The 24,092-nt window shown below is 71.4% G+C and carries 24 protein-coding genes; 12 read left to right on the top strand and 12 right to left on the bottom strand.

The features are described 5' to 3' along the window. Nucleotides 1–170: 170 nt before the first annotated feature. Genes AC3EO4_RS30345 through AC3EO4_RS30325 form a run of 5 tightly spaced genes read left to right on the top strand, consistent with a single transcriptional unit; the run spans nt 171 to nt 6,844 of the window. The gene (locus AC3EO4_RS30345) at nt 171–866 is read left to right on the top strand and encodes a TetR/AcrR family transcriptional regulator (protein ID WP_431898779.1); all 696 of its coding nucleotides are present in this window, start codon (nt 171–173) and stop codon (nt 864–866) included. After that, the gene (locus AC3EO4_RS30340) at nt 830–2,452 is read left to right on the top strand and encodes an acyl-CoA carboxylase subunit beta (RefSeq protein WP_431898778.1); all 1,623 of its coding nucleotides are present in this window, start codon (nt 830–832) and stop codon (nt 2,450–2,452) included. The genes AC3EO4_RS30345 and AC3EO4_RS30340 overlap by 37 nt, the downstream gene beginning before the upstream one ends. Next, on the top strand, nt 2,449–4,326 hold the full coding sequence (locus tag AC3EO4_RS30335; RefSeq protein ID WP_431898777.1) for an acetyl/propionyl/methylcrotonyl-CoA carboxylase subunit alpha: 1,878 nt from the start codon (nt 2,449–2,451) through the stop codon (nt 4,324–4,326). Before AC3EO4_RS30340 ends, AC3EO4_RS30335 begins: the two co-directional genes overlap by 4 nt. Beyond that, nucleotides 4,323–5,096, top strand: a complete 774-nt coding sequence (locus AC3EO4_RS30330) for an enoyl-CoA hydratase-related protein (protein WP_379574274.1) — start codon at nt 4,323–4,325, stop codon at nt 5,094–5,096. Before AC3EO4_RS30335 ends, AC3EO4_RS30330 begins: the two co-directional genes overlap by 4 nt. After that, complete coding sequence (locus AC3EO4_RS30325; RefSeq protein WP_431898776.1) at nt 5,087–6,844, top strand: acyclic terpene utilization AtuA family protein; 1,758 nt, start codon at nt 5,087–5,089, stop codon at nt 6,842–6,844. Before AC3EO4_RS30330 ends, AC3EO4_RS30325 begins: the two co-directional genes overlap by 10 nt. A gap of 59 nt (nt 6,845–6,903) precedes the next feature. Here the strand turns inward: AC3EO4_RS30325 and AC3EO4_RS30320 are convergent, their stop codons facing one another. Continuing rightward, complete coding sequence (locus AC3EO4_RS30320) at nt 6,904–7,767, bottom strand: ROK family protein (RefSeq protein ID WP_431898775.1); 864 nt, start codon at nt 7,765–7,767, stop codon at nt 6,904–6,906. A gap of 34 nt (nt 7,768–7,801) precedes the next feature. On the opposite strand from AC3EO4_RS30320, the gene AC3EO4_RS30315 reads away from it, so the two are divergent. The 7 genes from AC3EO4_RS30315 (at nt 7,802) to AC3EO4_RS30285 (ending at nt 13,179) form a co-directional block, all read left to right on the top strand. Then, on the top strand, nt 7,802–8,560 hold the full coding sequence (locus AC3EO4_RS30315) for a hypothetical protein (RefSeq protein WP_431898774.1): 759 nt from the start codon (nt 7,802–7,804) through the stop codon (nt 8,558–8,560). Continuing rightward, complete coding sequence (locus tag AC3EO4_RS30310) at nt 8,538–9,362, top strand: GNAT family N-acetyltransferase (RefSeq protein ID WP_431898773.1); 825 nt, start codon at nt 8,538–8,540, stop codon at nt 9,360–9,362. The genes AC3EO4_RS30315 and AC3EO4_RS30310 overlap by 23 nt, the downstream gene beginning before the upstream one ends. Nucleotides 9,363–9,393: 31 nt before the next feature. Further along, a complete protein-coding gene (locus tag AC3EO4_RS30305) occupies nt 9,394–10,404 on the top strand; it encodes a phosphotransferase family protein (RefSeq protein ID WP_379574268.1) in 1,011 nt (336 codons plus the stop codon). Beyond that, nucleotides 10,389–11,660, top strand: a complete 1,272-nt coding sequence (locus tag AC3EO4_RS30300; RefSeq protein WP_379574267.1) for an acyl-CoA dehydrogenase family protein — start codon at nt 10,389–10,391, stop codon at nt 11,658–11,660. The genes AC3EO4_RS30305 and AC3EO4_RS30300 overlap by 16 nt, the downstream gene beginning before the upstream one ends. Nucleotides 11,661–11,719: 59 nt before the next feature. After that, the gene (locus AC3EO4_RS30295; RefSeq protein WP_379574266.1) at nt 11,720–11,923 is read left to right on the top strand and encodes a hypothetical protein; all 204 of its coding nucleotides are present in this window, start codon (nt 11,720–11,722) and stop codon (nt 11,921–11,923) included. Nucleotides 11,924–11,990: 67 nt separating this feature from the next. Continuing rightward, the gene (locus AC3EO4_RS30290; protein ID WP_379574265.1) at nt 11,991–12,842 is read left to right on the top strand and encodes a helix-turn-helix domain-containing protein; all 852 of its coding nucleotides are present in this window, start codon (nt 11,991–11,993) and stop codon (nt 12,840–12,842) included. 73 nt (nt 12,843–12,915) lie between these two features. Beyond that, nucleotides 12,916–13,179, top strand: coding sequence for a hypothetical protein (locus AC3EO4_RS30285; protein ID WP_379574264.1), 264 nt, complete (start codon nt 12,916–12,918; stop codon nt 13,177–13,179). 59 nt (nt 13,180–13,238) lie between these two features. On the opposite strand, the gene AC3EO4_RS30280 is transcribed toward AC3EO4_RS30285, so the two are convergent. The 11 genes from AC3EO4_RS30280 to AC3EO4_RS30230 all read right to left on the bottom strand — a co-directional run bounded on the left by AC3EO4_RS30280 (nt 13,239) and on the right by AC3EO4_RS30230 (nt 24,067). Continuing rightward, on the bottom strand, nt 13,239–13,553 hold the full coding sequence (locus tag AC3EO4_RS30280; RefSeq protein ID WP_431898772.1) for a DUF6355 family natural product biosynthesis protein: 315 nt from the start codon (nt 13,551–13,553) through the stop codon (nt 13,239–13,241). A 184-nt stretch (nt 13,554–13,737) separates the two neighbouring features. Beyond that, nucleotides 13,738–14,544: an FtsX-like permease family protein gene (locus AC3EO4_RS30275; RefSeq protein ID WP_431898771.1), complete on the bottom strand. Its 807-nt coding sequence runs from the start codon at nt 14,542–14,544 to the stop codon at nt 13,738–13,740. Between the two features lie 297 nt (nt 14,545–14,841). Beyond that, nucleotides 14,842–15,222: a hypothetical protein gene (locus AC3EO4_RS30270; protein WP_379574261.1), complete on the bottom strand. Its 381-nt coding sequence runs from the start codon at nt 15,220–15,222 to the stop codon at nt 14,842–14,844. A 5-nt stretch (nt 15,223–15,227) separates the two neighbouring features. Beyond that, the gene (locus tag AC3EO4_RS30265) at nt 15,228–15,368 is read right to left on the bottom strand and encodes a hypothetical protein (RefSeq protein ID WP_431898770.1); all 141 of its coding nucleotides are present in this window, start codon (nt 15,366–15,368) and stop codon (nt 15,228–15,230) included. A 518-nt stretch (nt 15,369–15,886) separates the two neighbouring features. Next, a complete protein-coding gene (locus AC3EO4_RS30260) occupies nt 15,887–16,234 on the bottom strand; it encodes a hypothetical protein (RefSeq protein WP_431898769.1) in 348 nt (115 codons plus the stop codon). A gap of 151 nt (nt 16,235–16,385) precedes the next feature. Further along, nucleotides 16,386–17,027 carry a TetR/AcrR family transcriptional regulator gene (locus tag AC3EO4_RS30255; RefSeq protein WP_379574259.1) on the bottom strand — a complete coding sequence of 214 codons (642 nt, stop codon included), beginning with the start codon at nt 17,025–17,027 and terminating at the stop codon, nt 16,386–16,388. A 61-nt stretch (nt 17,028–17,088) separates the two neighbouring features. Then, nucleotides 17,089–19,260 carry a glycosyltransferase family 39 protein gene (locus AC3EO4_RS30250; protein ID WP_431898768.1) on the bottom strand — a complete coding sequence of 724 codons (2,172 nt, stop codon included), beginning with the start codon at nt 19,258–19,260 and terminating at the stop codon, nt 17,089–17,091. Next, on the bottom strand, nt 19,257–20,429 hold the full coding sequence (locus tag AC3EO4_RS30245; RefSeq protein ID WP_431898767.1) for a bifunctional glycosyltransferase family 2/GtrA family protein: 1,173 nt from the start codon (nt 20,427–20,429) through the stop codon (nt 19,257–19,259). The genes AC3EO4_RS30250 and AC3EO4_RS30245 overlap by 4 nt, the downstream gene beginning before the upstream one ends. A gap of 45 nt (nt 20,430–20,474) precedes the next feature. Continuing rightward, nucleotides 20,475–21,848: a sensor histidine kinase gene (locus tag AC3EO4_RS30240; protein WP_379574256.1), complete on the bottom strand. Its 1,374-nt coding sequence runs from the start codon at nt 21,846–21,848 to the stop codon at nt 20,475–20,477. Beyond that, the gene (locus tag AC3EO4_RS30235; protein ID WP_431898766.1) at nt 21,845–22,540 is read right to left on the bottom strand and encodes a response regulator transcription factor; all 696 of its coding nucleotides are present in this window, start codon (nt 22,538–22,540) and stop codon (nt 21,845–21,847) included. Before AC3EO4_RS30235 ends, AC3EO4_RS30240 begins: the two co-directional genes overlap by 4 nt. A 33-nt stretch (nt 22,541–22,573) precedes the next feature. After that, a complete protein-coding gene (locus AC3EO4_RS30230; protein ID WP_431898765.1) occupies nt 22,574–24,067 on the bottom strand; it encodes a phytoene desaturase family protein in 1,494 nt (497 codons plus the stop codon). Between the last annotated feature and the right edge of the window lie 25 nt (nt 24,068–24,092).

Below are 24,092 nucleotides of genomic sequence, written 5' to 3'. Positions count from 1 at the left end.
GACCACCCCCTCGCATCCTCCGGGCCCTTCGCGTTCCCGCGACCCGGACGGTCCCCGTTCCCGCGACCCGGACGGGACTCACGTTCCCGCGACCCGGACGGGACTCACGTTCCCGCGACTTCTGACGGGGGCCCTTCACCGGGCGGGCACGGCGTTGCTAGATTGTTGACGTGATCGTCAAGTCTGAGGCGCTGACCGCTCGCGGGCGGCGGACCAGGGCCGCCCTGCTCCAGGCCGGGCGCGAGGCGTTCGAGGAGCACGGGTACGACGCCGTGCGCATCGACGACGTCTGTGCCAGGGCCGGAGTCTCGCACGGCACCTTCTACACCTACTTCGACTCCAAAGAGGCGCTGTTCGGCGAGGTGGCGGGCGCGGCGGTGGGCGAGATGTTCACCGCGAGCGTCGTCGGCCCCACCGTTACCGACGACCCGTACGCCCGTGTCGAGGCCGCGAACCTGCTCTACCTGCGCGCGTGGGCGGCAAACTCGCGGCTGCTCAGGATGCTGGAGCACATCGCGACCGGCGACGACCGCTTCCGCGGGCTGCTGCTGGAGCTCAGGGAGGTGTTCGTCAGGCGGGGCGCCGAGGGCCTGCGCAGGCTGCAGGAACAGGGCCTGGCCGATCCCACGCTCGACCCCAGGCTGACGGCGATCATGCTGGGCGGCATGGTCGAGCACTTCGCCCACGTCTGGCTGGATCTGGGCGAGCGCGCCGACGAGCGCACGGCCGTCGACCACCTGACCAGGCTCTGGGCCCGGGCGATCGGCCTGACGTCACCGTCAACTTCCGGGCCTGTCCCCTACGTCGACCGTGGGCAGGGCGGCGAGGGATGCATGACAGAAACCGACAGGAAGGAGGACAGGTGATCATCAGCAGGCTGGACACCGCCGACCCCGCGTACCAGGCGCGCAGGCGCGCCATGCTCGCCAAGCTGGCCGACCTGGACGCCGAGCACGGCAAGGCCGTCGCGGGGGGCGGCGAGAAGTACGTGGACCGCCACCGCAGGCGCGGCAAGCTCCTGGCGAGGGAGCGGATCGAGCTGCTGGTCGACCCCGACTCCGCCTTCCTCGAGCTGTCCCCGCTGGCGGCGTGGGGAAGCGACTTCCCCGTCGGCGCGAGCGTGGTGACAGGGATCGGCGTCATCGAGGGCGTCGAGTGCGTGATCACCGCCAGCGACCCTACGGTCCGAGGTGGCGCGTCCAACCCGTGGACGCTGAAGAAGACGCTGCGGGCGGCCGACATCGCGCTGCGCAACCGCCTGCCGTACGTCAACCTGGTGGAGTCGGGTGGCGCCGACCTGCCGACGCAGAAGGAGATCTTCATCCCCGGAGGGCAGGTCTTCAGGGACCTGACGCGGCTGTCGGCCGCGGGCGTCCCGACGATCGCGCTGGTCTTCGGCAACTCCACGGCGGGCGGCGCCTACGTGCCGGGGATGAGCGACTACGTGGTGATGGTCAAGGAGCGCGCGAAGGTGTTCCTCGGCGGCCCGCCGCTGGTCAAGATGGCCACGGGCGAGGAGTCCGACGACGAGTCGCTCGGCGGGGCCGAGATGCACGCGCGCGTCAGTGGCCTGGCCGACTACCTGGCCGCCGACGAGCACGACGCCCTGCGCATCGGCAGGAGCATCGTGAAGTCGTTGCGGTGGCGCAAGCTGGGCGCCGGACCGCGAGCCGTGCGGGAGCCGAGGTACGCGGCGGAGGAGCTCAGGGGAATCGTCCCCGAGGACCTGAAGGTGCCCTTCGACCCGCGCGAGGTGATCGCCAGGATCGTCGACGGCAGCGAGTTCGAGGAGTTCAAACCGCTCTACGGGCCCAGCCTGGTGACCGGGTGGGCGACCCTGCACGGCTATCCGATCGGGATCCTGGCCAACGCGCGCGGCGTGCTGTTCAGCGAGGAGGCGCAGAAGGCCACGCAGTTCATCCAGCTCGCCGGCCAGACGCGCACGCCGCTGCTGTTCCTGCAGAACACGACCGGCTACATGGTCGGCAAGGAGTACGAGCAGGGCGGCATCATCAAGCACGGCGCGATGATGATCAACGCGGTGTCGAACTCGACGGTTCCGCACCTGACCGTGGTGATGGGCGCGTCCTACGGCGCGGGCAACTACGGCATGTGCGGGCGCGCCTACGACCCCCGCTTCCTGTTCGCCTGGCCGAGCGCCAAATCGGCCGTGATGGGTCCCGCGCAGCTGGCGGGCGTGCTGTCGATCGTCGGACGGCAGGCGGCGCAGGCACGCGGGCAGGTCTACGACGAGGAGGCCGACGCGGCGATGCGGGCCATGGTGGAGGCGCAGATCGAGCAGGAGTCGCTGCCGTTCTTCCTGTCGGGCAGGCTGTACGACGACGGGGTGATCGACCCGCGCGACACCCGCACGGTGCTCGGGCTGTGCCTGTCGGCGATCAACAGCGCGGCCGTGCCGGAGGCGGCCGGATTCGGGGTGTTCAGGCCATGACCGCGACGCACGGCACGATCAGCAGGCTGCTGGTCGCCAACAGGGGCGAGATCGCCCGCAGGATCTTCCGCACGTGTCGCGAGCTCGGTGTCGAGACCGTCGCCGTCTTCTCCGACGTGGACGAGGACGCGCCGCACGTGACCGAGGCCGACCTGGCCGTGCGGCTCGGCAGGCCGCTGTCGTACCTCGACGTCGAGACCCTCGTCGAGGCCGCGAAGCGGTCGGGCGCCGACGCGGTGCACCCCGGCTACGGGTTCCTGTCGGAGAACGCGGCCTTCGCCGCGGCCGTGATCGACGCGGGCCTGACCTGGGTGGGCCCGCCTCCTGAGGCGATCGCCGCGATGGGCTCCAAGATCGAGGCCAAGCGCCTCATGGCCGAGGCGGGCGTGCCCGTCCTGCCGTCGCTGCCCGTCGAGGCGGCCCGCGAGGGCGAAGGGGCGGGCTGGCGCTACCCGCTGCTGGTCAAGGCGTCGGCGGGCGGCGGCGGGCGCGGTATGCGGGTCGTCAGGACTCCCGGCGAGCTCGACGCGGCCGTCGCCGCGGCGAGCAGGGAGGCCGAGTCGGCGTTCGGCGAGGGCACGGTGTTCGTCGAACCGCTGCTCGAACGCGCCCGCCACGTCGAGGTGCAGATCCTCGCCGACGTCCACGGGACGGTGTGGGCGCTCGGCGAGCGCGAGTGCTCGATCCAACGCCGCCATCAGAAGGTGGTGGAGGAGTGCCCCTCCCCCGCCGTCTCCCCCAAGCTGCGCGAACGGCTGGAGTCGGCGGCCGTCGCGGCCGCCGCGAAGATCGGCTACGTCGGCGCGGGGACGGTGGAGTTCCTGCTCAAGGACGACACGATCGCCTTCCTGGAGATGAACACCCGCCTCCAGGTCGAGCACCCCGTCACCGAGCTGGTCTACGGCGTGGACCTGGTCGAGCTGCAGCTGCGCGTCGCCGAAGGGGCGCCACTGCCCGGTCGGGGACCCGCGCCGAGGGGCCATGCGGTCGAGGTCAGGCTGTACGCGGAGGACGCCTCCCACCTGCCCCAGTCGGGAGTGGTCGAGCTGTTCGAGATCCCCGGCCCTGTCCGGGTGGACTCGGGCGTCGAGTCGGGCTCCGTCGTGTCCACCCACTACGACCCGATGCTTGCGAAGATCATCGCATACGGCGCGAGCCGCGCCGAGGCGATCAGGAAGCTGACCGCCTCGCTGGACAGGTCCCGCGTCCACGGCCTGGTCACCAACCGTGCCCTGCTGCGGAACGTCCTGGCGCATCCGGCGTTCGCCGGCGGCGACACGCACACGGGCTTCCTCGACGAGTACGACCTCGGGGGCCCGGCCGCGCCCACCGAACTGGAGGCGCTCGCGGCGGCACTGGCCACGGCGGCCCGCAACAGGGAAGCCGCGACCGTGCAGCGGAGCCTGCCCTCCGGGTGGCGCAACGTCCGGTCGCAGCCGCGGGTGGCCAGGTTCGAGGAGATCGAGGTCTGCTACGACCCGGTGCCCGACGAGGTGACCGTCGTGAGCGCGACGCCGTACCAGGTGGTCGTCGAGGTCGGCGGGATGCGCCGCGCGTTCGCCGTCGCGCACCACGGCGCCCGCGTCTACGTCGGCGACACCAGGCTCACTCCGCTCTCCCGCCTGCCCGAACCCGCCGAACACCACGCTCCGGGCTCCCTGCTGGCGCCCATGCCGGGTAGCGTGCTGCGGGTCGAGGTCGAGCAGGGCGAGGCCGTGGCCAAGGGCCAGGTGGTGCTGGTGCTCGAAGCGATGAAAATGGAGCATCAGATCGCCGCGCCCGCCGACGGGGTCGTCTCCGCCGTCATGGTGGAGAAGGGCTCGCAGGTCGAGGCGGAAGCCGTGCTCGCGATCATCGAGGAAGGGGAAGCATGACGCGCCTGGTCCACAAGGAGTTGGAGGGTGGCATCGCCACCATCACCCTGGACTCGCCGCCCAACCGCAACGCGCTGTCGGTGCGGCTGCTGGGCGATCTGGAGGACCGGCTGAACTGGGCGCTGGCCGAGCCGGAGGTGCGGGTCATCGTGCTGACCGGCACCGGCACGGTGTTCTGCTCAGGGGCGGACCTGAAGGAGCAGCGCATCGAGCCCGCTCGCGGTGTGAGCGACGCCCCCGTGACAGCCTCCTTCCCCGAGATCATGGCGCTGATCTGGGAGAGCCCGAAGCCGGTCATCTGCCGCATGAACGGCACCGCGAGGGCGGGCGGGCTCGGCCTGGTGGCCTCCTGCGACTTCGCGATCGCGCCGCTGACCGCGTCGTTCGCCTTCTCCGAGGTGCGGCTGGGCGTGGTGCCCGCGATGATCTCGGTGCCCGTGCTGCGGCGGCTGGAGGCCAGGGCCGCGGCCGAGTACCTCATGACGGGCGAGGTGTTCGACGCGACCAGGGCCCAGGAGATCGGCCTGATCAACAAGGCCGTCCCGATGCAGGAGCTCGACGCCACGGTCGCCCACTACGCCGACATGCTGGTCAAGGGCGGCCCCGAGGCGTTGGCGATCACCAAGCGCCTGGTGCGTGACCTTCCCTCGGTCTCGTTCGAGGAGGGGCTCAGGCAGATGGCCGCGCTGTCGGCCCAGCGTTTCACCTCCGAGGAGGGCCAGGAGGGCATCGCCGCCTTCATGGAGAAGAGGCCGCCGAAGTGGTGCTGAGGATCGCCAACTGCAGCGGCTTCTACGGCGACCGCCTGTCGGCCGCCCGCGAGATGGTCGAGGGCGGCCCGATCGACGTGCTCACCGGCGACTGGCTGGCCGAGCTGACGATGCTGATCCTCGCGGGCAACCGGATGAAGGGCCGCCCTGGCTACGCGCCGACCTTCGTCAAGCAGATGGAGCAGGTGCTCGGGACCTGCCTCGAGCGCGGCATCAAGGTCGTCTCCAACGCCGGAGGGCTCGACCCCGAAGGCTGCGCGGCGGCGATCCGGCAGCTGGGCCTCGGCGCGAAGGTCGCCTACGTCACCGGCGACGACGTCACCGGGCACGATCTCGACCTGGTCAACCTCGACACCGGCGAGAAGCTCGCCGAGCCCGTCCTGACCGCCAACGCCTACCTCGGCGCCCGCCCCATCGCCGCGGCCCTGTCGGCGGGCGCCGACGTGGTCGTCACCGGCAGGGTCACCGACGCCGCCCTCGTCACCGGCCCCGGCATCTGGCGGTACGGCTGGCGGCCCGACGACCTGGACGCACTGGCGGGCTCGGTCGTGGCGGGGCACGTCATCGAGTGCGGCTGCCAGGCGACGGGCGGCAACTACTCCTTCTTCCACGAGGTGCCCGACCTGGCCCACTGCGGCTTCCCCCTCGTCGAGCTGCACGAGGACGGCTCCTCGGTGATCACCAAGCATCCCGGCACCGGCGGCATGGTCTCGGTCGGCACGGTCACGGCGCAGCTGCTGTACGAGATCGGCTCGCCGCGCTACCTCGGGCCCGACGTGGTGGCCCGCTTCGACACCATCGAGCTGTCGCAGCAGGGCCTGGACAGGGTGCGGGTGTCGGGGGTCAGGGGCGAACCGCCGCCAGGCACGCTCAAGGTGGCGGTCAACTACCTGGGCGGCTACCGCAACACGATGACTCTCGTGCTGACCGGCCTCGATCTGGAGGAGAAGGCCAGGGTGGCCCAGGAGGCGATCTGGGCGCGGACGCCGCGCGAGTCGTTCGAGTCGGTGGACGTCTCCTTCGACCCGCCGCTGCTGCGGATCACCGTCATGGACCGGGACGCGCGCAGGGCCGGGCGGGTCTTCTCCTCGGCGGTGGTGGAGACGGGTCTGGCCAGCTATCCGGGCTTCTACGGGCTGACCCCGCCAGGGGATGCCTCCCCCTACGGCGTCTACTGGCCGACGCTGGTCCCCGCCGCCGACGTCCGCCCCCGGGTCTTCGTGGACGGCGAAGAGGTCGCGTCCACCCCTTCCGAGCGGCCGGACGCTTCCGGGTGGCCGGACGCTTCCAGACAACCGGACGTTTCCGGGTGGCCGGACGCTTCCAGACAACCGGGCGCCGCCGAGCGGCCGGACGTGGGGGTGCCCGTGTCCGCCGAGCCCACGGCGCCGCGGTGGGACGGGGCCGGCGTGCCGACCGTGGCCGCGCCGCTGGGCCGGGTCGCCGGAGCCCGATCGGGCGACAAGGGAGGCAACGCGAACCTGGGTGTCTGGGTGCGGACACCCGAGGAGTACGGCTGGCTGGCTGGGACGCTGACCGCCGAGCGGCTCGTGGCGCTGCTTCCCTCGCTGGAGGGGTTGACGGTGGAGCGGTACGAGCTGCCCAAACTCCATGCGCTGAACTTCGTCGTCCACGGGCTGCTGGGCAGGGGCGTCGCGGCGAGCACCCGGCTCGACCCGCAGGCCAAGGCGCTCGGTGAGGAGTTGCGCGCCCGGACCGTGGAGGTGCCGGAGGCGTTCCTGCGCTGAGGCGCCCAGGCGACCTGGCGTCGTCGCACCGTCGCGACGCTGCGAACGCGCTCCGGGACTCAGGCGGTGGCGCGGGTGGCGAGGAGGGCGGCGCCGAGGAGTCCCGCCTGCATGCCGAGTGCCGACACCTCCACCCCGGGCGGGCGCCTGAACGCCAGGCGCGCGGCCAGCCGCGCGCGCAGCGGTCCCACCAGCGCCTCCCCCGCCTGCGCGAGCCCGCCGCCGATGACGACCAGCGCGGGATCCAGCAGCAGCGTGTAGGTGGCCAGGGCGAGGGCGAGCGCGTCCACGGCCTCGTCCCACACCTGGCGGGCCTCCTGGTCGGTGCGCGAGACGACGGCGGCGGCCGAGGTCTCGCCGCAGCGGGCCGCGATGGCCGACGCCGAGGCGTAGGCGGCCAGACAGCCGCGCTGTCCGCATCCGCACGGCAGGCCGTCCGGATGGACCGGGATGTGGCCGATCTGCCCGGCCCAGCCGGCGGCGCCGCCGTAGAGGGCGCCGTCGAGCGCCATCGCGCCCGCGATGCCGGTCCCGATGGGCAGGAACAGCACGTTCGGCTCGGCGCGGGCCGCGCCGTACGCGAGCTCGGCCGCGCCCGCCGAGCGCACGTCGTGGCCGAGCACGACAGGCAGCGGCACGTCGGCGAAGGCCTCGGCGGGCACGTCACGCCAGCCGAACGCGGCGGAGAACACCGCGTGGGTGGGCGTGACCAGGCCGGGGACGGCCAGCCCCACCGCCGTGGGCCGCAGTTCCCCGCGCGGCGCCGCCAGGTCGGCGACGAAGGCGGAGATCGCGGCGATCACCGCGCCGGGCCCTTCGGCACGCGGGGTGGGGCGGCGTTCGGCGTGGAGGACGGCACCGTCGCGGACGAGTCCGCCCTTCATCGTCGTCCCGCCGACATCAATTCCGACAACACATTCCATTCGCCCATCGTTACGCATTTGCTATAAAAGCCATGTGCGCTTCTGGATCGTGGCGGCATCGGGCATCGCGACCGTGGTGGTGTGCTGCGCCGTACGAGCCGGGTTCGGCGTCTTCTCCGACGAGGTGGGGGCGGAGGCCGCGCGGGCCGCGGTGATGCTGCTCGCGGGGGCGTGGACCGGCGCCAGGCGCGACACCAGGACCATCGGGATGATCTTCATGTTCGGCGGCCTGCTGGGCGTCGTCGGCATGCTGAGCCAGCTGCCGGGGCTGCACATCGACTCGGGCTCGGATGTCGGCCTCGAGGACTGGCTGCACCACTGGATCTGGGTGCCGCAGGTGATGGCGCCCCTGCTGCTGGTCACCGCGCTCTTCCCGGACGGGCGTCCCGCGTGGCCGTGGCTGATCTGGCTCTCGGTGCTGACCATCGGGTGCCTGGCCGTCGCCGTGGCCACGTTCGACTGGCCGCGCGGCGACGGCGGCACGGGAGGCAACCCCGTCGCCCTTCCCGCGCCGATCGAGGACGCCGCCGGGTTCGGCGCGTTGTTCCTGATCCCCGCGTCGGCGCTGCTCGTGCTGGTCTCGCTGCTCAGGCGGTGGAGCGACGGCCGTCGCGCGGCCCTGTACCCGGCGGGTGTGCTCGTGGTCGCCGTCCCGTTCCTGCTGCTCGACCTGGCGACGTGGTTTCCCGCCTTCCACGCCGCCGCCATCGCCGTGGGCGGCTCGCCGGCCGGTTTGTCGCGGTTGGCCGGCGTCCGCCAGGATGGCCCGCATGCAGATCCGCCGACTGGATGAATCCGACCTGGACGCCTGCGCCGCGCTGGCCGTGAGCCGCGACTGGGGTCCCGAGAGGCACAAGTGGCGCTTCCTGCTGGAGGTCGGGGAGGCCTACGGCATCGACGCCCCCGACGGCGAAGGGCTGGCCGCCACCACCGTCGTCACCCTGTACGGCGACGACCACGCCGTGATCAGCATGGTCCTCACCGCCTCCAGGTACGCCAGGCAAGGCATGGCCCGCAGGCTCATGGACCACGTCCTGGCACGGGCGTCCGGCAGGACGGTGTCGCTGCACGCGACCGAGAACGGCCGCCCCCTCTACGAGCGGGTCGGTTTCCGCACGATCTCCGGCGTCGTCACCCACAAGGGGCACTTCACGGGGCAGGCGCCCGGCGTCACCCGCGAGGTCAAGGACCCCGACGACGTCGAGGCCATCGTGGCATACGACGCCGGGCCGTTCGGCGCCGACCGATCGGCGGTGCTGCGCAGGATGCCCGCCTTCCACGAACGCGTCAGGGTGGCCGAGTCAGGGGGGCGCGTGACCGGCTTCGGCGGCGTGTGGCGCAACGACGACACGCTCGTCGTCGGCCCCGTCGTCGCCGACGACCCTGCCACCGCACGCGACCTCATCGCCGACCTGGTCGCGGGCGTCGAGCTGCCGGTGCGTCTCGATCTCGACGAGCGCCACCCCGAGTTGGTGGCGTGGGCCGCCGAGCATGGCGTGAGCCACTACTTCGGCACCAGCGCGATGGTCCTTGGCGACGGCATGCCCGGCGACTTCAGGCGGCTCTTCACGCCGACGATGCAGGCCCTGGGTTGACCCAGCAACCAGAACATGGTTCGGTTCTGGGGTGGCAACGAGCTCCTCGCACATCGACCTCAGCCTGATCGACTTCGACGTGCTCGGCGCGTGGATGGACGCCCATGACCTGCCCCGCGGCCGCTTCGAGCAGGTCCAGCCGGTTCCCGGCGGCACGCAGAACGTCATGGTCCGCTTCGAGAGGGGCGGCGTGCCGTACGTGCTGCGCAGACCGCCGCTGCACGTACGGGCGAAGAGCAACGAGGTGCTGCGCCGTGAGGCGCGGGTGCTGGCCGCGCTCGACGGGACGGACGTCCCGGCGCCCAGGCTGGTGGCCGCGCAGACGGAGCAGGAACCGGTCTTCTACCTGATGGAGCCGGTCGACGGGTTCAACCCCACCCTCGGGCTGCCCGAGCCGCACGCCTCCGACCCGGCGATCAGGCAGCGGATGGGACTGGAGGCGGCCGTCGCGCTCGCCGCGCTCGGCAGGGTCTCCCCCGCCGTGCTGCCCGGTTTCGGCAGGCCCGAGGGGTTCCTCGAGCGGCAGGTGCCGCGCTGGATGGGCGAGCTGGAGTCCTACGGCAGGCTGGACGGCTACCCAGGCCCCGAGATCCCGCGGCTGCGCGAGACCGCCGCGTGGCTGGAGCGCCACACCCCGGCCGCGTTCACGCCGGGGATCATGCACGGCGACTACCACCTGGCCAACCTGATGTTCTCGCGCGAGGGACCCTGGGTGGCGGCGATCGTCGACTGGGAGATGTGCACGATCGGCGACCCGCTGCTCGACCTCGGCTGGCTGGTGGCCACGCTGCCGTCCGCCCGGGAGCAGCTGCCCGAGCTGCCCGCGCCGGAGGAACTGATCGCCTGCTATGCCGAGCTGTCCGAGCGGGACCTGTCGGCGGTCGACTGGTACGTCGTCATGGCCTGTTTCAAGCTCGGCATCGTGCTGGAGGGCACCCACGCGCGGGCCTGCGCGGGCAAGGCGCCCAAGGACATCGGTGACCTTCTTCATCAGACCACCCTGGACCTGTTCGCGAGGGCGCAGACATGGATTTCTCGGTAGAGCCTGAGTTCCAGGCCAAGCTGGACTGGATGGACGTCTTCATCAGAGAGGAGGTCGAGCCGCTCGATCTCGCCTTTCCCGGGCAGGCCTACCAGAAGCTCGACGAACGGCTGAGAAAGATCGTCGACCCGCTGAAGCGGCAGGTGCGCGAGCAGGGCCTGTGGGCCTGCCACCTGGGGCCCGAGCTGGGCGGCCAGGGCTACGGCCAACTCAGGCTGGCGCTGATGAACGAGCTCATCGGCCGCTCCACCTGGGCTCCGGTGATCTTCGGCTGCCAGGCTCCCGACACCGGCAACGCCGAGATCATCGCCATGTACGGCACCGCCGAGCAGAAGGAGCGCTACCTGAAGCCGCTCCTGGAGGGCGAGGTGTTCTCCGCGTACTCGATGACCGAGCCGCAGGGCGGCTCCGACCCCCGGCTGTTCACGATGCGGGCCGTACGCGGGGAAGGAGGGTGGATCCTGGACGGGGAGAAGTACTTCACCTCCAACGCGGCCAACGCCGACTTCCTCATCGTCATGGCGGTCACCGACCCCGACGCGCACCCGTACAAGCGGATGTCGATGTTCCTCGTCCCCGCCGGCACCCCCGGCGTGGAGATCCTGCGCAACATCGGCACCATGGGCGAGCGCTCGGGACACCACGCCCACATCCGCTACGACCGGGTCGTGGTCGGCGAGGACGCGCTGCTCGGCGAGGAGGGCGGCGCGTTCGCCGTGGCCCAGGCGAGGCTCGGCGGCGGCAGGGTCCACCACGCCATGCGCACGGTCGCGGCCGTGAAGCGCGCCTTCGACATGATGTGCGAGCGGGCGCTGTCGCGGCGGACCGTGGACGGGGTGCTGGCCGACAAGCAGCTCACCCAGGCCGCGATCGCCGACTCCTACCTGCAGATCCAGCAGTTCAGGCTGCTGGTGCTGCACACGGCGTGGCTGATCGACCAGTCCTCGACGCGCGAGGCCCGCACGCAGATCGCGGCCTGCAAGGTGGCGGCGGCCAGGGTTTTCCACGACGTCGTCTACCGGGCCATGCACCTGCACGGAGCGCTCGGCGTCTCGACGGACACGCCGCTGGCGCGGCTGTGGCAGGCGGCGCCGCTGATGGGGATCATGGACGGTCCCACGGAGGTGCACCAGGCGTCGATCGCCCGGCGGGTGTTGCGCTCCTACACCCCCTCGCCCTCGGCGTTGTGGCCGAGCGAGTACCTGCCGGACAAGAGAGCCGCAGCCAAGACCAAATACGGCGATTTTTCGGCATAAACAGACATCCGACCCCTACAATTGCGCGCAATTGTCATGCAGTTCGGGGAAGGATCACCATGCGCATGCGGTTCCTCGGCTCCACGTCAGAGGGGGGCGCGTGCCCGACCCTCTACGAGACCGACCGCGGCACCATCGTCGTCCAGGGCCTCCAGGTCACCGATCCCGAGGCGCTCGCCGACCTCAGGGACGTCCTCGAGGGAGAGGGGGCGGTGGAGGTGCCACGCGAACTGCTGGTCGACATCGCCCGCCGAGTGTTGTGACTGCTTGATCACGATTGCGAAACTGCCCCTGGTTCGACAACCGAACCCGGGGCTACTCTCTGTCGGCGTGACGACGTTCCAGCAGGCGCGCATCGACCTCGGGCTTCGATTGCGGCAATTACGCGAGGCGGCCAAGCTGTCGGGCAAGGATTTGGCCGCCCGCCTCCAGTGGCAGGCCTCCAAGGTCTCGCGCCTGGAGAACGCCCGCCAGACGGCGACCGAGGAGGACGTCCTCGCATGGGCGGAGGGCGTCGGCGCGCCCGCCGACGCCGTCGACCAGTTGCTCGCGCTGGCCGTCGCCCTCGGCGTACGCCAGGCCGACTGGGGTCAGCAGGATCGCGGCGGGATGGCCTCCATCCAGGAGGACATCCGGGAGATGGAGTCGAAGGCCAAGGCCATGCGGGTCTTCGAGGGCGGTATCGTCCTCGGGCTGCTGCAGACCGCTGAGTACGCCCGCAACGTGCTGCTTCGCCTCAAGCACGCCTTCCAGACCACCGAGGCGGTCGACTCCTCGGTCCGCGTGCGCATGCAGCGGCAGGAGATCCTCTACGACCCTTCGCGCACGTTCCGCTTCGTCATGACCGAAGGGGCGCTGCGCACCAAGATGGGGCCCGACCACGTCATGCGCGGCCAGTACGACCGGCTGCTCGCGGTCAGCACGCTGCCCAACGTGCGGCTCGGCATCATCCCCTTCGAGCACGACATGCCGTCGGCGCCGATCACCGGCTTCTGGATGTTCGACGAGGAAATCGTCCTGGTGCCGACGCGCACCAAGGAGGTGCGGCTCACCGAGCTGCACGAAATCGGCTTCTACAGCCGGCTGTTCGAGGACTACTGCAAGGTCGCGGAGTTCGACGAGGCCGGTCGAGCGGTCATCATGCGCGTCCTTAACGGATACGGCAAACAATCGCCACATTAATGGGCACAATTGCTTGCATTCCGCAGCAAGATCGTGCAACCCTAGCGCACAGTTGATGCGGAGGTGATGCACGATGCTGGACACCATGCTGTGCCTCGAGGCATTCGCCAGGGCGGCGGGGACCCACGCCGACCTGCGGGTTCAGAACCTCGCACTGGCCAGCGAGCCGGCATTCGTCTCCGTGGTCAACCGCTTCTCGCTCACCCTGACCGAGACCGTGACCTGCTCGCCCGAAGGGGCCTACGTCACCTCGTGGGGTTACCGGCTCGGCACGATCGACGACGTCGACAGCGCCGCCGCCCGCCTGGCCTACCTCCTGGCCGCCCTTCCCGCCTGACGCCCCCGCGGGCGGGCGGGACCTCGCCTCCCGCTCCGCCGTTGGGGACGTGAACCTCGTCAGCTCACGCCGCGCGTGTCCCCCGGGTGGGAGCAGAGTTGTCCGATGTACCAGGCGTTGACCGCGTCCTTGTCGAGTTTCGTCCTGCCCGGGCCCACGCAGCGCTCGTAGTCGCCGCGGATGAAGCGATCGACCCGGATCCACACGTTGGTGTCGGTCGCGCAGTGCTCGTAGGCGGGGTCGTCGGTGAACGTCGGCGGGATGTATCCGCACGCGGCCACGCTCGCCGTACCGGCGGCGGCCGGCCCGCCGGAGAGGGGAGAGGCGACGAACGCGACGGCTGCCGCGACGGCCATGAGGGTCCTGAACGGCATGTACTGCCTTCCTGCTCGAGTGCACGTGATTACATACCGTAACGTGACCACTACATGATGTAAAGAATCATCGCATGGCGCCCGGAACCCGGGTGCGCGACATCGGTGGCCGGAGCTCCGTCCGGTGTGCGGCCGGACGACCCCGGACACGGGCCAGGACGGCTGACGCGTACTGGGCTGGCGGTCAGGCCGTTTCGGCGCTGAGGGTCTGTGCCACGGGCCGGCGGGCCGCCAGGCGTGCGGGGAGAGCGGTGAGTACCGCCGTCGCCAGGAGGGTCGCGAGTGCGACGCCGAGCAGCCAGGAGGAAGGGGGTTCCGCCGAATTCCCGGCGGCGAAGAACGAGAGCAGGCCGATGCCCAGAGGGACGCCGATGACGGCGCCGGGGAGACTGAACAAAAGCTGGGCGGTGGACAGTCCCCTGGCGATCTGTCCGGGGGTGGCACCGAGGGTACGTGCGATGGCCATGTTCGCCCGGGCTTCCATGGCAGTGGTCCAGGTGAACGTGATGGTGTTCACGACGGCGAGTGCGATCAGCAGGATGGTGACGGCGAGCATCAGCCGGCGGTCGTGCTCGCCCCGCAGGTTGGGCAGGGCGGCGGAGCCGTCCAGGCCGTAGCCCCTCTCCGGCTGGGCGTAGAGGGTCAGCAGGGCGACGATCGCGATCACTGTGGCGGCGGTGGAGCATGCCTGCAGCACGGCGCGGCCCGGCCGGCGGGCGGTCAGTCGCAGCCCGAGCAGCAGCGGCGTGGGCAGCAGCGCGGACAGCGCGGTGAGCCAGGGGCGGTGACGGGGCTGGCGCGCGGTGGCGGCCAGCGCCGTGACGGTCGCCATACGCATGGCCCGCAGCGTGGGACGCAACGTGGACAGCACCGCCACCGCCACGGCGAGGACGGTCGCCGTGGCAACGGTGGCGCCGCCGGGCCCGACCGCGTCGCCGATCCGGCTGGCGGTGGGGCTGGCGACGGCGGGCACGGTCAGTCGGGCGATCACCAGCCCCAGCGCGCAGCTTGACGTCCAGGGCCAAGGTCACCGGGAGATCTTGGGACGACGCCAATGTCCGGGCGTCCGATCGGGTCATCCAGGCCAGGCCGCTGTAGTCGCTGGGACCACCGCCCGGGCCGATCTGCGCCGCCCAGGGGTAGATGGAGGTGGCCGCGGTCACGGCGATCCCGACGACGGGATACGACCGGCCGGCGATGGTGACGTGGTCGCCGACGCTGACGCCCAGCGCGGAGGCGAAGCCGCGTTCGAGGACCGTGCCGCCGGAGCGTACCCACTGACCCGAGGTCACCAGCGACCGGTTGACCGCGCCTGGCTTGTCGGCGAAGCCGTGCACCACCACGGGGACGAGGTGGAATCGCGCGTGGTGAGGTCGGCGTAGACGATGCGATAGGGGCCATGGCGGGCGATGACTTCGGGCTCGTTCGCCAGCGAAACCAGGGCCGAGGTCACGGCTGGGCCCGTGTCGCCGGAGAGTGCCACCACGTCCGGCCCGGCGGTGGCCGCGCGGGTCTGCTCGTACAGCGCCTCGCTCACGCCGCGCAGGGACAGGCCCAGGGCCATCGTGGCGGTGGCCACGGTCACCGCGAGCAGGAGCATCACGGCCTGGACCTTGTGCCGGCGCACGTCAGCCAGCACCAGACGCATGACGAGCACGATGGAGCCCATGACGTTCAGCCCTCCAGCCCGATCAGCCCGCCGAGCCCGCGCGTGTAGGAGCCGGCCAGCCGGGTGTCGTCGACGAACATCCCGTCACGCATGGAGATCAGCCGGTCCGCGGTGGCCGCGACCCGTTCGTCGTGCGTGACGATCACGAGGGTCTCCCCACGCTACCCGGTCCACCGAGGACGTCCGGCGGCCTTTCGACAGATCACCGCCGATCACGCCACATCCGCCCGACCATCGGCGAGCACGACGGCAACCCCTCTCAGGCGTGGTGGCTGGATCCGGGGATGATCAGGCCGGTCTCGTAAGCGAAGACAACGGTTTGGGCCGGCGCTGGTCGGGCCGCTCGCCCGCAACATCTCCCCACGCGCGTTCTGGCCCGCCACCCCGCTGGAACCGCTCACCAGGATCGGCGACTCCGCATCGGTGTTGATCGTCGGTACGGTGTCCTACCAGACCAAGACGTCACCTGCGTCCGCACGGCCGCTTGACAGGTTCGCGCCAGACCGTCCGCGGGTCCGGAGATGCGATCAACACCGGACCTGGACCGTGCGCAGGCGGTGGACGGCTGTGGTGGTCGTCAGCCACGACGCCGTCCTGCTGCCGTCGCTGTGCGACCGCGTGCCGCGGATGCGCGACGGTGCCCCGGCCCATCCGGACCGACGCCTCAGACGGAGAAGAGCACCTGGGTCGCGACGAACAGGCCGGTGACGAGCAGGACGTGGCTGCCCAGGAGGAGCCCCAGGCCGATGGCGAACACCCGCTCGTCGCTGGGACGTCCCGTCGCTAGCAGCCGTCCCGTGCACAGGCCCGACAAAGGCACGCCTATGGTCAGCGACAGCGCCACGACCAGCGGCGCGCCCACGAGCCACTCGCGCAGCGTCCACAGGAACCAGGCGTGCGCGGACAGCGGCAGAGCCGCGAGAGTCGCGCAGACCAGCCCCGCGCGCTCCAGCGGGGCCCTGTTCGCGGCCGACGGGATCAGGGCTCGCGGAGACTCAGCCGGTGCGGTCATGGCCGACGGCTCACGGTCGGCGGGATCACATCGGACGCGGTCACAACAGACGCGGTCACAACGGACACGGTCACTCGTTTCACAGTCGGCGCGGCCACCGTCAGCGCGGTCACCGTCAGCGGGTCACGGCTGGGGCGTCACGGCTGGGGCGTCAGGGCTTGGGGGCGAAGGCGTCGGGGGAGATGCCGACCTCGCGGGCCGCGGCCATGTGCGCGTGTTCGAGCAGCCTGGGACGGGAGAGCACGTTCGGGTGGAGCGTGTAGCGGATGATGAGCCCGTCCAGCATCGCGTCGATGCGTTCGGCCGCCCCCGCGGGATCCTCGCAGGTGAACTCGCCGGAGTCGGCGCCCTCGGAGATCACCTGCTCCAGGGCGCGCATCCAGGTCGTCTCCAGCTCCAGCACGATTGTGCGGACCGCGGGCTCCCTGAGCGCGGCGTTCCACGCGTCGATCCACAGCAGCCAGCTCTGGTCGGAGCGCGACTGCGGGATGTAGAAGCGCAGCACCCTGTCGAGGCGCTCGACGGCGTCGCCCTCGCCGGAGACGAGCTGGTCGAGCCGCGCGCTCTCGATGTCGAGCGTGGCCCGCAGCATGGCGGTGATCAGCTCGTCCTTGGTGGCGAAATGGTAGTGGATGAGCCCGCCGCTGACGTTGACCGCCTTGGCGATGTCGGCGACCCTCGTGTTGGCCAGCCCCCGTTCGAGCACGACCTTGCGGGTGGCCTCCAGCAGCTCGGCCCTGCGCTGGTCAGCCTGGTCCGCCCTGCTGCCTCGGGCACTGTCCGCACGTCGCACCGGCCAAGAGTAGCCGATGGCGGAACGGCCGGCGCCCGAGGCCGCCCTGGGTCATGAGGGGTCACGGGCTGCAGCGGTACAGACCCTCCTGTCCCTCCACGGGCGGGCAGTTCTCCTCCACCCACGCGGTGACCTCTGCGCTGCCGCCGTCCCGCCCGCCGCCACCGCCGGCCAGGACGTATGTCAGCTGCCCTGAGGAGACGAGCTCCCGCAGCCGGTCGGCGGTCATCGCGGGGTCGGCGCCGGTGAAGCCGCCCATCGCGATCACGGGCTCGCCGGTCTCCAGGATGAGCGACGAGGCCTGCCCCGCGCTGCCGACCGCGACGAGCCAGGTGGCGCCGTTCCGGTGCTCCTTCAGATAGGCGGTCAGCTCGTCGCTGATCTCCCACCCAGGACCACCACCCCGCATCCGCCCCGCATCCTGCCCACCCTGCCCGCTCTCGCCCCGCCGCCCGTCCTGCCCGCTCCACCCCGGCTGGCCGTCCTGCGCGGCCTCGCCCGACTGGCCGCTCCACCCCGACTGGCCGAGCTGTGCGGCCTCGCCCGACTGGCCGGTCTGGTCCGACTGGGCGGACTGGCCTGTGGGAGGCGGGCCGTCCTGGCCCTGCTGTCCCGCAGGCGGGCGGCCCATCGCGCCGGACCCGCCAGGGCCGCCGCCGAAACGATCAGCTCCGCCCGAAGGTCCCGCCGTCGGGTTGGTCCCGTTGACCGGTGAGCTCAGCGGCGTCACCGCGTACGCCGCGGGCCCCGCCAGCCCCGCGAGCAGCGCCACGGCCACCGCCCACGCCGCCGGCCGCCACGGCCCCCGCCGCCCCGACCCGCCGGCATGCGGCGCACCCGCCCAAGGCCCACTCGCACGCGGCCCACCCGCACACGACCCGCCGGCACGCGGCGCACCCGCCCCGAGCGCGGCGACGATCAGTACGGCGACCGCGAGCGCCGCCGCGGCCGCCACCGCCCACGCCAGCCACGGCACGAACGAGGGCGTACGGCGCAACGCCACGAACGCCCACGCACCGGTCAGCGCCACCGACGCAGGCAGTACCCACGCCCACGCCCTCGACTCCCCGTAGGCCCGCCACATCAGCACCCCGCCCATCCCGGTCACCGCGGCCACGGCCGGAGCCATGGCGGTGGCGTAGTACGGATGGAAGGTGCCGCTGGAGAAGCTGAACACCGCGTAGTGGACCAGCAGCCAGCCGCCCCACACCGCCCATGCCGCCCCCTGCCCCCGCAGCGCCCGCCACCTCGCCGCCGCGAACACCAGCGCCACCGCGCAGAACGGCAGCAGCCACGAGATCTGCCCCGCCATGACGTCGTTGAACAGTCGCCCCGCTCCCGGCTCGCCGCCGAAGGAGGGCCCGCCCCGCCCGCCGCCCTGCCCGAAGATCCGGCCGAGCCCGTTGTAGCCGATGACCAGGTCCCACACCGAGTTGTCCGTCGAGCCGCCCACGTACGGCCGTGACGCGGCGGGCCACAGGTCGACGATCACCATCCACCACGCGCTGGAGGCCACCAGAACGACGCCGGCCGCCGACAGGTGAAGGAGCCGCTTCGCGAACGGAGCCCGGGCGAACACCGCGTAGGCGAGCGCGAAGGCGGGCACGACCAGGTAGGCCTGCAACATCTTGGTGTTGAACGCCAGCCCCACGAACAGCGCGCACAGCAGCAGCGAGCGCGGCCGTCCCCGCCTGACCGCCTCCAGGGCGAACCAGGCGCCCGTCACCAGGAGCAGCACCAGGACGGTGTCGGGGTTGTTGTCGCGGTTGATCGCCACCGTGATCGGCGTCAGCGTCATGACGAGCGCCGCGACCAGCCCCGCGGCGTGGCCCGCGCTGCGCCGTACCGCGGAGGAGACGACGGCGACGGCGGCCACGCCCGCCACGGCCTGGGGCAGCAGCATGCTCCAGGTGCCGAACCCGAACACCCGCGCCGACAGGCCCATCACCCACAGCGCCAGCGGCGGCTTGTCGACGGTGATGAAGGAGCCCGCGTCGAGGGCGCCGAAGAAGAAGGCCTTCCAGCTCTTGGTCCCCGACAGGATCGCGGCGGCGTAGTACTCGTTGGCCATGCCGCTCAGCGCCCACGCGTACAGGACGAAGGCGACGGCGAGCACGCCCCACAGGGCGGGCCGCGACCAGCGCGGATCGTCGACCGGGCCGAGCAGGGCGCGGGCGGGCCATCCACGGCTCGCCTCGGCCCCGGGGGAGGGCGGCTGCGCGGTGACGGTCATCGGGCGTTCCTCCGCTTCGGGTTGAACACCCACACCCGCAGGAGCAGGAAGCGTGCCAGCGTGGCGAGCCCGTTGGCGACGATGACCGTCATCAGCTCCGCCCAGTGCGGCGCGCCCTCGGGCACCATGGCCAGCCCGCCTGTGGTCAGCGCGAGCCCCACGAGGAAGGCGATCAGCCCTTCGACCTGGTGGCGCAGCACGCCTGCGCTCCCCTTCACGCCGAAGGTGAAGCGACGGTTGGCGGCGGTGTTGGCCACGGCCGTGGTGAACAGCGCGACCGCGTTTGCGGCGAAGGCGGGCACGACCAGGCGCAGCAGGGAGTAGAGCACCAGGTAGCTGACCGTGCTGACGACACCGATGACCGCGAAGCTGGGCAGTTGCCGTGCCATGCCCTGGGGCAGCTCGGCCTGCTGCACGCGCGGCGGGACGGTGAGGTTGGCCGCTCCCGACAGCGCCTTGCGGGCCACTCGCGTCATGCCGCGCAGGTCGTCCATGGCCGTCTTCACGATGTCGACCCTGGTGTCCGGATCGTCCACCCAGTCGACGGGCACCTCGTGGATGCGCAGGCCGTGCCGCTCGGCCAGGAGCAGCAGCTCGGTGTCGAAGAACCACTCCTGATCCTCGACAGCGGGCAGCAGCGCCTGGGCGATCTCGGTGCGCGCGGCCTTGAATCCGCACTGCGCGTCGGAGAACCGGGCGCCCATGACCCCGCGCAGCAGCAGGTTGTACACCCTGGAGATGAACTCGCGCTTGGGCCCGCGCACCACGTTGGCCGTCCTGGCCAGCCGGGTGCCGATCGCCAGGTCGCTGTGTCCTGACAGCAGCGGCGCGACCAGCGGCAGGAAGGCGTCCAGATCGGTCGACAGGTCGACGTCCATGTAGCTCACGACGTCGGCGTCGCTACCGGCCCACACGCTGCGCAGCGCCCTGCCGCGGCCCTTCTCGTCGAGGTGGACGGCTCGCACCTCGGGGTAGTGCGCGGCCAGCTCCTGCGCGATCCGCCAGGTGGAGTCCGAGCTGGCGTTGTCGGCGATCGTGATGCGGAAGCCGTAGGGGAAGGAGGTCGTGAGGTGCTCGTGCAGCCGGGCCACGCACACCGGCAGCGCCCGCTGCTCGTTGTGTACCGGGACGACCACCTCGACCAGGCGCGTCCTGAGTGCTGTCTTCATGTGTACAAGGTCGCGACAGCGTCTTGGACGCGACTGAGGTCGCTCTTAAGAGTGAGTGAGAACGGGCGAGCCTGGCAGCGTGATCCGCGCGATCGTGCCGCCGCCGTGGGCGTTGTCCAGCCGGACCTCACCCCCGGTCTCCTGTACGGCCTGCGCCACGATGGCGAGCCCGAGCCCCGATCCGGGCAGGCTGCGGGCCGAGGGCGAGCGCCAGAACCGTTCGAAGACGTGCGGGAGCTCGTCGGCCGGGATGCCGGGGCCGTGGTCGCGGACCGTCAGCTCGCCCTGGCGCAGCTCCACCTCGACCTTGCCGCCGGGGCTGAACTTGGCGGCGTTGTCGAGCAGGTTCATGACGGCGCGTTCGAGAGAGGACGGGTGGCCCTCGACGTACCAGGGCTCGAGGTCGGTGGTGACGTCGGCGCCGCGCAGCCTGGCGCGGGCGACGGCGGCGTTGACGACGTCGTGGAAGGCCAGTTCGACGTGCGGCTCGTGGTCGGACTCGCCGCGCGCCAGCTGCAGCAGGTCGCCGACCAGCGTGGACAGCTCCTCGAACTGCGCCTTGAGGTTGACGAGCAGGCGCTCCTTGGCCTTGGGCTCGATGGCCCTGCCGGTGTGCTCGCTGCGCAGCAGCAGGTCGATGTTGGTGCGCAGGCTGGTGAGCGGGGTGCGCAGCTCGTGTCCCGCGTCGGCGACGAGCTGCTGCTGGCGTTCGCGGGATCCGGCGAGGGCGGCGGTCATGGCGTTGAAGGAGCGGCTGAGCCTGGCGATCTCGTCGGTGCCGTCGACGGGGATGCTGGTGTTGAGGTCCTCGGTCTTGGCGATGTGCTCGACGGCTCTGGTGAGGCGGCCGACGGGGCGCAGGGCCGTACGGGAGACGAGCAGGCCGGCGGAGGCCGCCCCGAGCACGCCGATGGCGGCGACGGTGGTCAGCAGGACCGCGAGGGTGCGCAGCGTGCCCAGGATCTCGCCGAGCGGCCGGGTGTCCATGATCGCCATGCCGGGGCGTGGGGACTCGACGAAGACGCGCACCGGCTTGCCCGTGGCCGTGGTGCCGTCGTAGAGGTCCCATCCGCCCTCGGCGGCGATCCGCAGGTCCTTGGGACGGACGGTCAGTCCGGGGCCCATGTAGCAGTCGTGGCGTGACCTGTTCGCGTAGATCACCATGGTCGACTGCGGAGGGCGGCCGCCGTAGTGCGGGGTGGAGTCGGGTGTCGGCCGGCACTCGTGGAGCAGGCGGTCCACGTCCTGCTGCTTGATCCAGGCCGGCTTGGTCCGCTGCTCGTCGAAGGTCCGGTCGATCTGGTCGTACAGCTCATGCTCGACGATCACGTAGCAGCCGACGGCCGAGACGGCGATCGCGGCCGCCACCGCCAGCGTCACCAGCAGTGTCAACCGCGAGCGCAGGCTGCGTCGCCTCACGTGGCGGCCCGCAGCACGTACCCCACTCCTCGAACGGTGTGGATCAGCCGGGGCTCGCCCTCGGCCTCCAGCTTGCGCCGCAGGTACATCACGTAGACGTCCAGCGAGTTCGAGGTCGGCTCGAAGTCGAAGCCCCACACCTCGGTCAGGATCTGCTCCCTCGTCAGCACCTGGCGCGGATGGGCGAGCAGCAGTTCGAGCAGCAGGTACTCGGTCCTGGTCAGGTCGAGGCGGCGCCCGCCTCTGGTGACCTCGCGCGTGGAGCCGTCCATGCGCAGGTCGCCGAAGGCCAGCGCGTTGTCCGTGTTCGGCCCGCCGAGCGAGCTGCGGCGCAGCAGCGCCCGCACTCTCGCCAGCAGCTCGTCCAGTTCGAAGGGCTTGACGAGGTAGTCGTCGGCCCCAGCGTCGAGGCCCGAGACGCGGTCGCCGACCGCGTCCCTGGCGGTGAGCATCAGCACGGGTACGTGGTTGCCGGCCGCGCGCAGCCTGCGGCACGCGGTCAGGCCGTCCAGGCGCGGCATCATGACGTCGAGCAGCACCGCGTCGTAGCCCTCGCGGGCCAGCGCGTCGAGCGCGGCCTGGCCGTCGGAGGCGGTGGCGACCCTGTAGCCCTCGAACTCGAGGCTCGACTGCAGCGCCTCCCGCAGGGCGGGCTCGTCGTCCACCACCAGCAACCGCGCGCCATCACTCATGGTCACCAACGGTAGACCGCCTTCATGAGAACGTCATGAAGGTCCGGTCAGAACCGCCATGGCGGCGTTGTGTCCTGGAATGCCGCTGACGCCGCCGCCCCGCCTGGCTCCCGCGCCGCACAGCAGGATGCGCGGGTTCTCGGTTTCGACGCCCCAGGTGCCCGTCTCGCCGTACGGCCAGGTGAGGTCCCGGTGGAAGATGTGGCCGCCGGGCAGCCCCGCCTCCGTCTCCAGGTCGTGCGGCGTCTTGGCCTCGATGCACGGCTCGCCGTCGGGCCCGATGAGCAGGCAGTCCTCCAGGGGCTCGGCGAGGACGGAGTTGATCGACCGCAGGGTCGCGGCCACCGCCTCGTCACGATGTTCCGGGAACAGCCTGGCAGGCATGTGCAGGCCGAACAGCGTCATCGTCTCCGCCTTCAGGCCCGGTCCCAGGATGGAGGGGTCGGTGAGCGAGTGGCAGTAGACCTCCGCGGGCGGCAGGTCCGGCACCTCGCCGCCCGCGGCCTGCGCGTAGGCGCGAGCGAGCTGTTCGCGGCTCTCGTTGATGTGGAAGGTGCCGCTGAAGGCTTCGCGCGGGTCGACGTCGGCGTCCTTCAGCCTGGGCAGCCTGCTCAGCACCATGTTGACCTTGAGCTGCGCGCCTTCGGGGGTCGCCGGAGCGCGTCCCGTCAGCCGGTCGAGGACGGCGGGGGGCAGGTTGACCAGCACGTGCCGGCCGTTGACCGCGTGCTCGCCCTCCGCGTCGCGGAAGGTCACCTCACCCGAGGGGTCGATGCCCACGATCTCCGCGCCCGTCCTGATGGTGGCGCCAGCCTGCCTGGCGGCCTCCTCCAGCGCCCCGGTGACCGCGCCCATCCCGCCGACCGGCACGTTCCACTCGCCCGTGCCGTCGCCGATCACGTGGTAGAGGAAGCACCGGTTGGCCAGCAGGTCCTCCGCGGGATCGGCGAACGTGCCGATGAGCGCGTCGGTCAGCACCACGCCTCGCACGGTGTCGTCGGCGAACCGCTCGTCGACGACCTGCCCGATGGGCCGCTCGAACAGGTCGCGCCAGGCAGCCTCGTCGCCGATGGTCGCGCGCAGCTCGTCCGCGGAGCACAGCGGTTCGAGAAGGGTCGGGGCGACCCGCTCGGCGACGCGCGCCGTCATGGCGTAGAACTCCTGCCATGCCCGGTAGTCGGACTCTCCTCCTGTGACGCGCCTGAACGACGCGGCCGTGCGCTCGTCGTCGGCGTTGTCGACGAGCAGGCCGCCGTCGCCGACGGGCGTGTAGGAGGCGTAGCGCCGCCTGCGCAGTTCGAGGCGGAGTCCCAGATCCTTGACGATCTTCGTGGGGAGCAGGCTGACGAGATAGGAGTAGCGCGACAGGCGGGCGTCCACGCCGGGGAAGGCCCTGGTGGAGATGGCCAGGCCGCCCACGTGGTCCTGCCGTTCGAGGACGAGCACGCTGCGCCCTGCCCTGGCCAGGTAGGCGGCGGCGACCAGGCCGTTGTGCCCGGCGCCTGCGATCACGACGTCATATGACATACGACCTATTTGTCCTAGATATGCC

The organism is Nonomuraea sp. bgisy101 (assembly GCF_057708945.1).
This window is presented reverse-complemented; position numbering and strand designations above follow the sequence as displayed.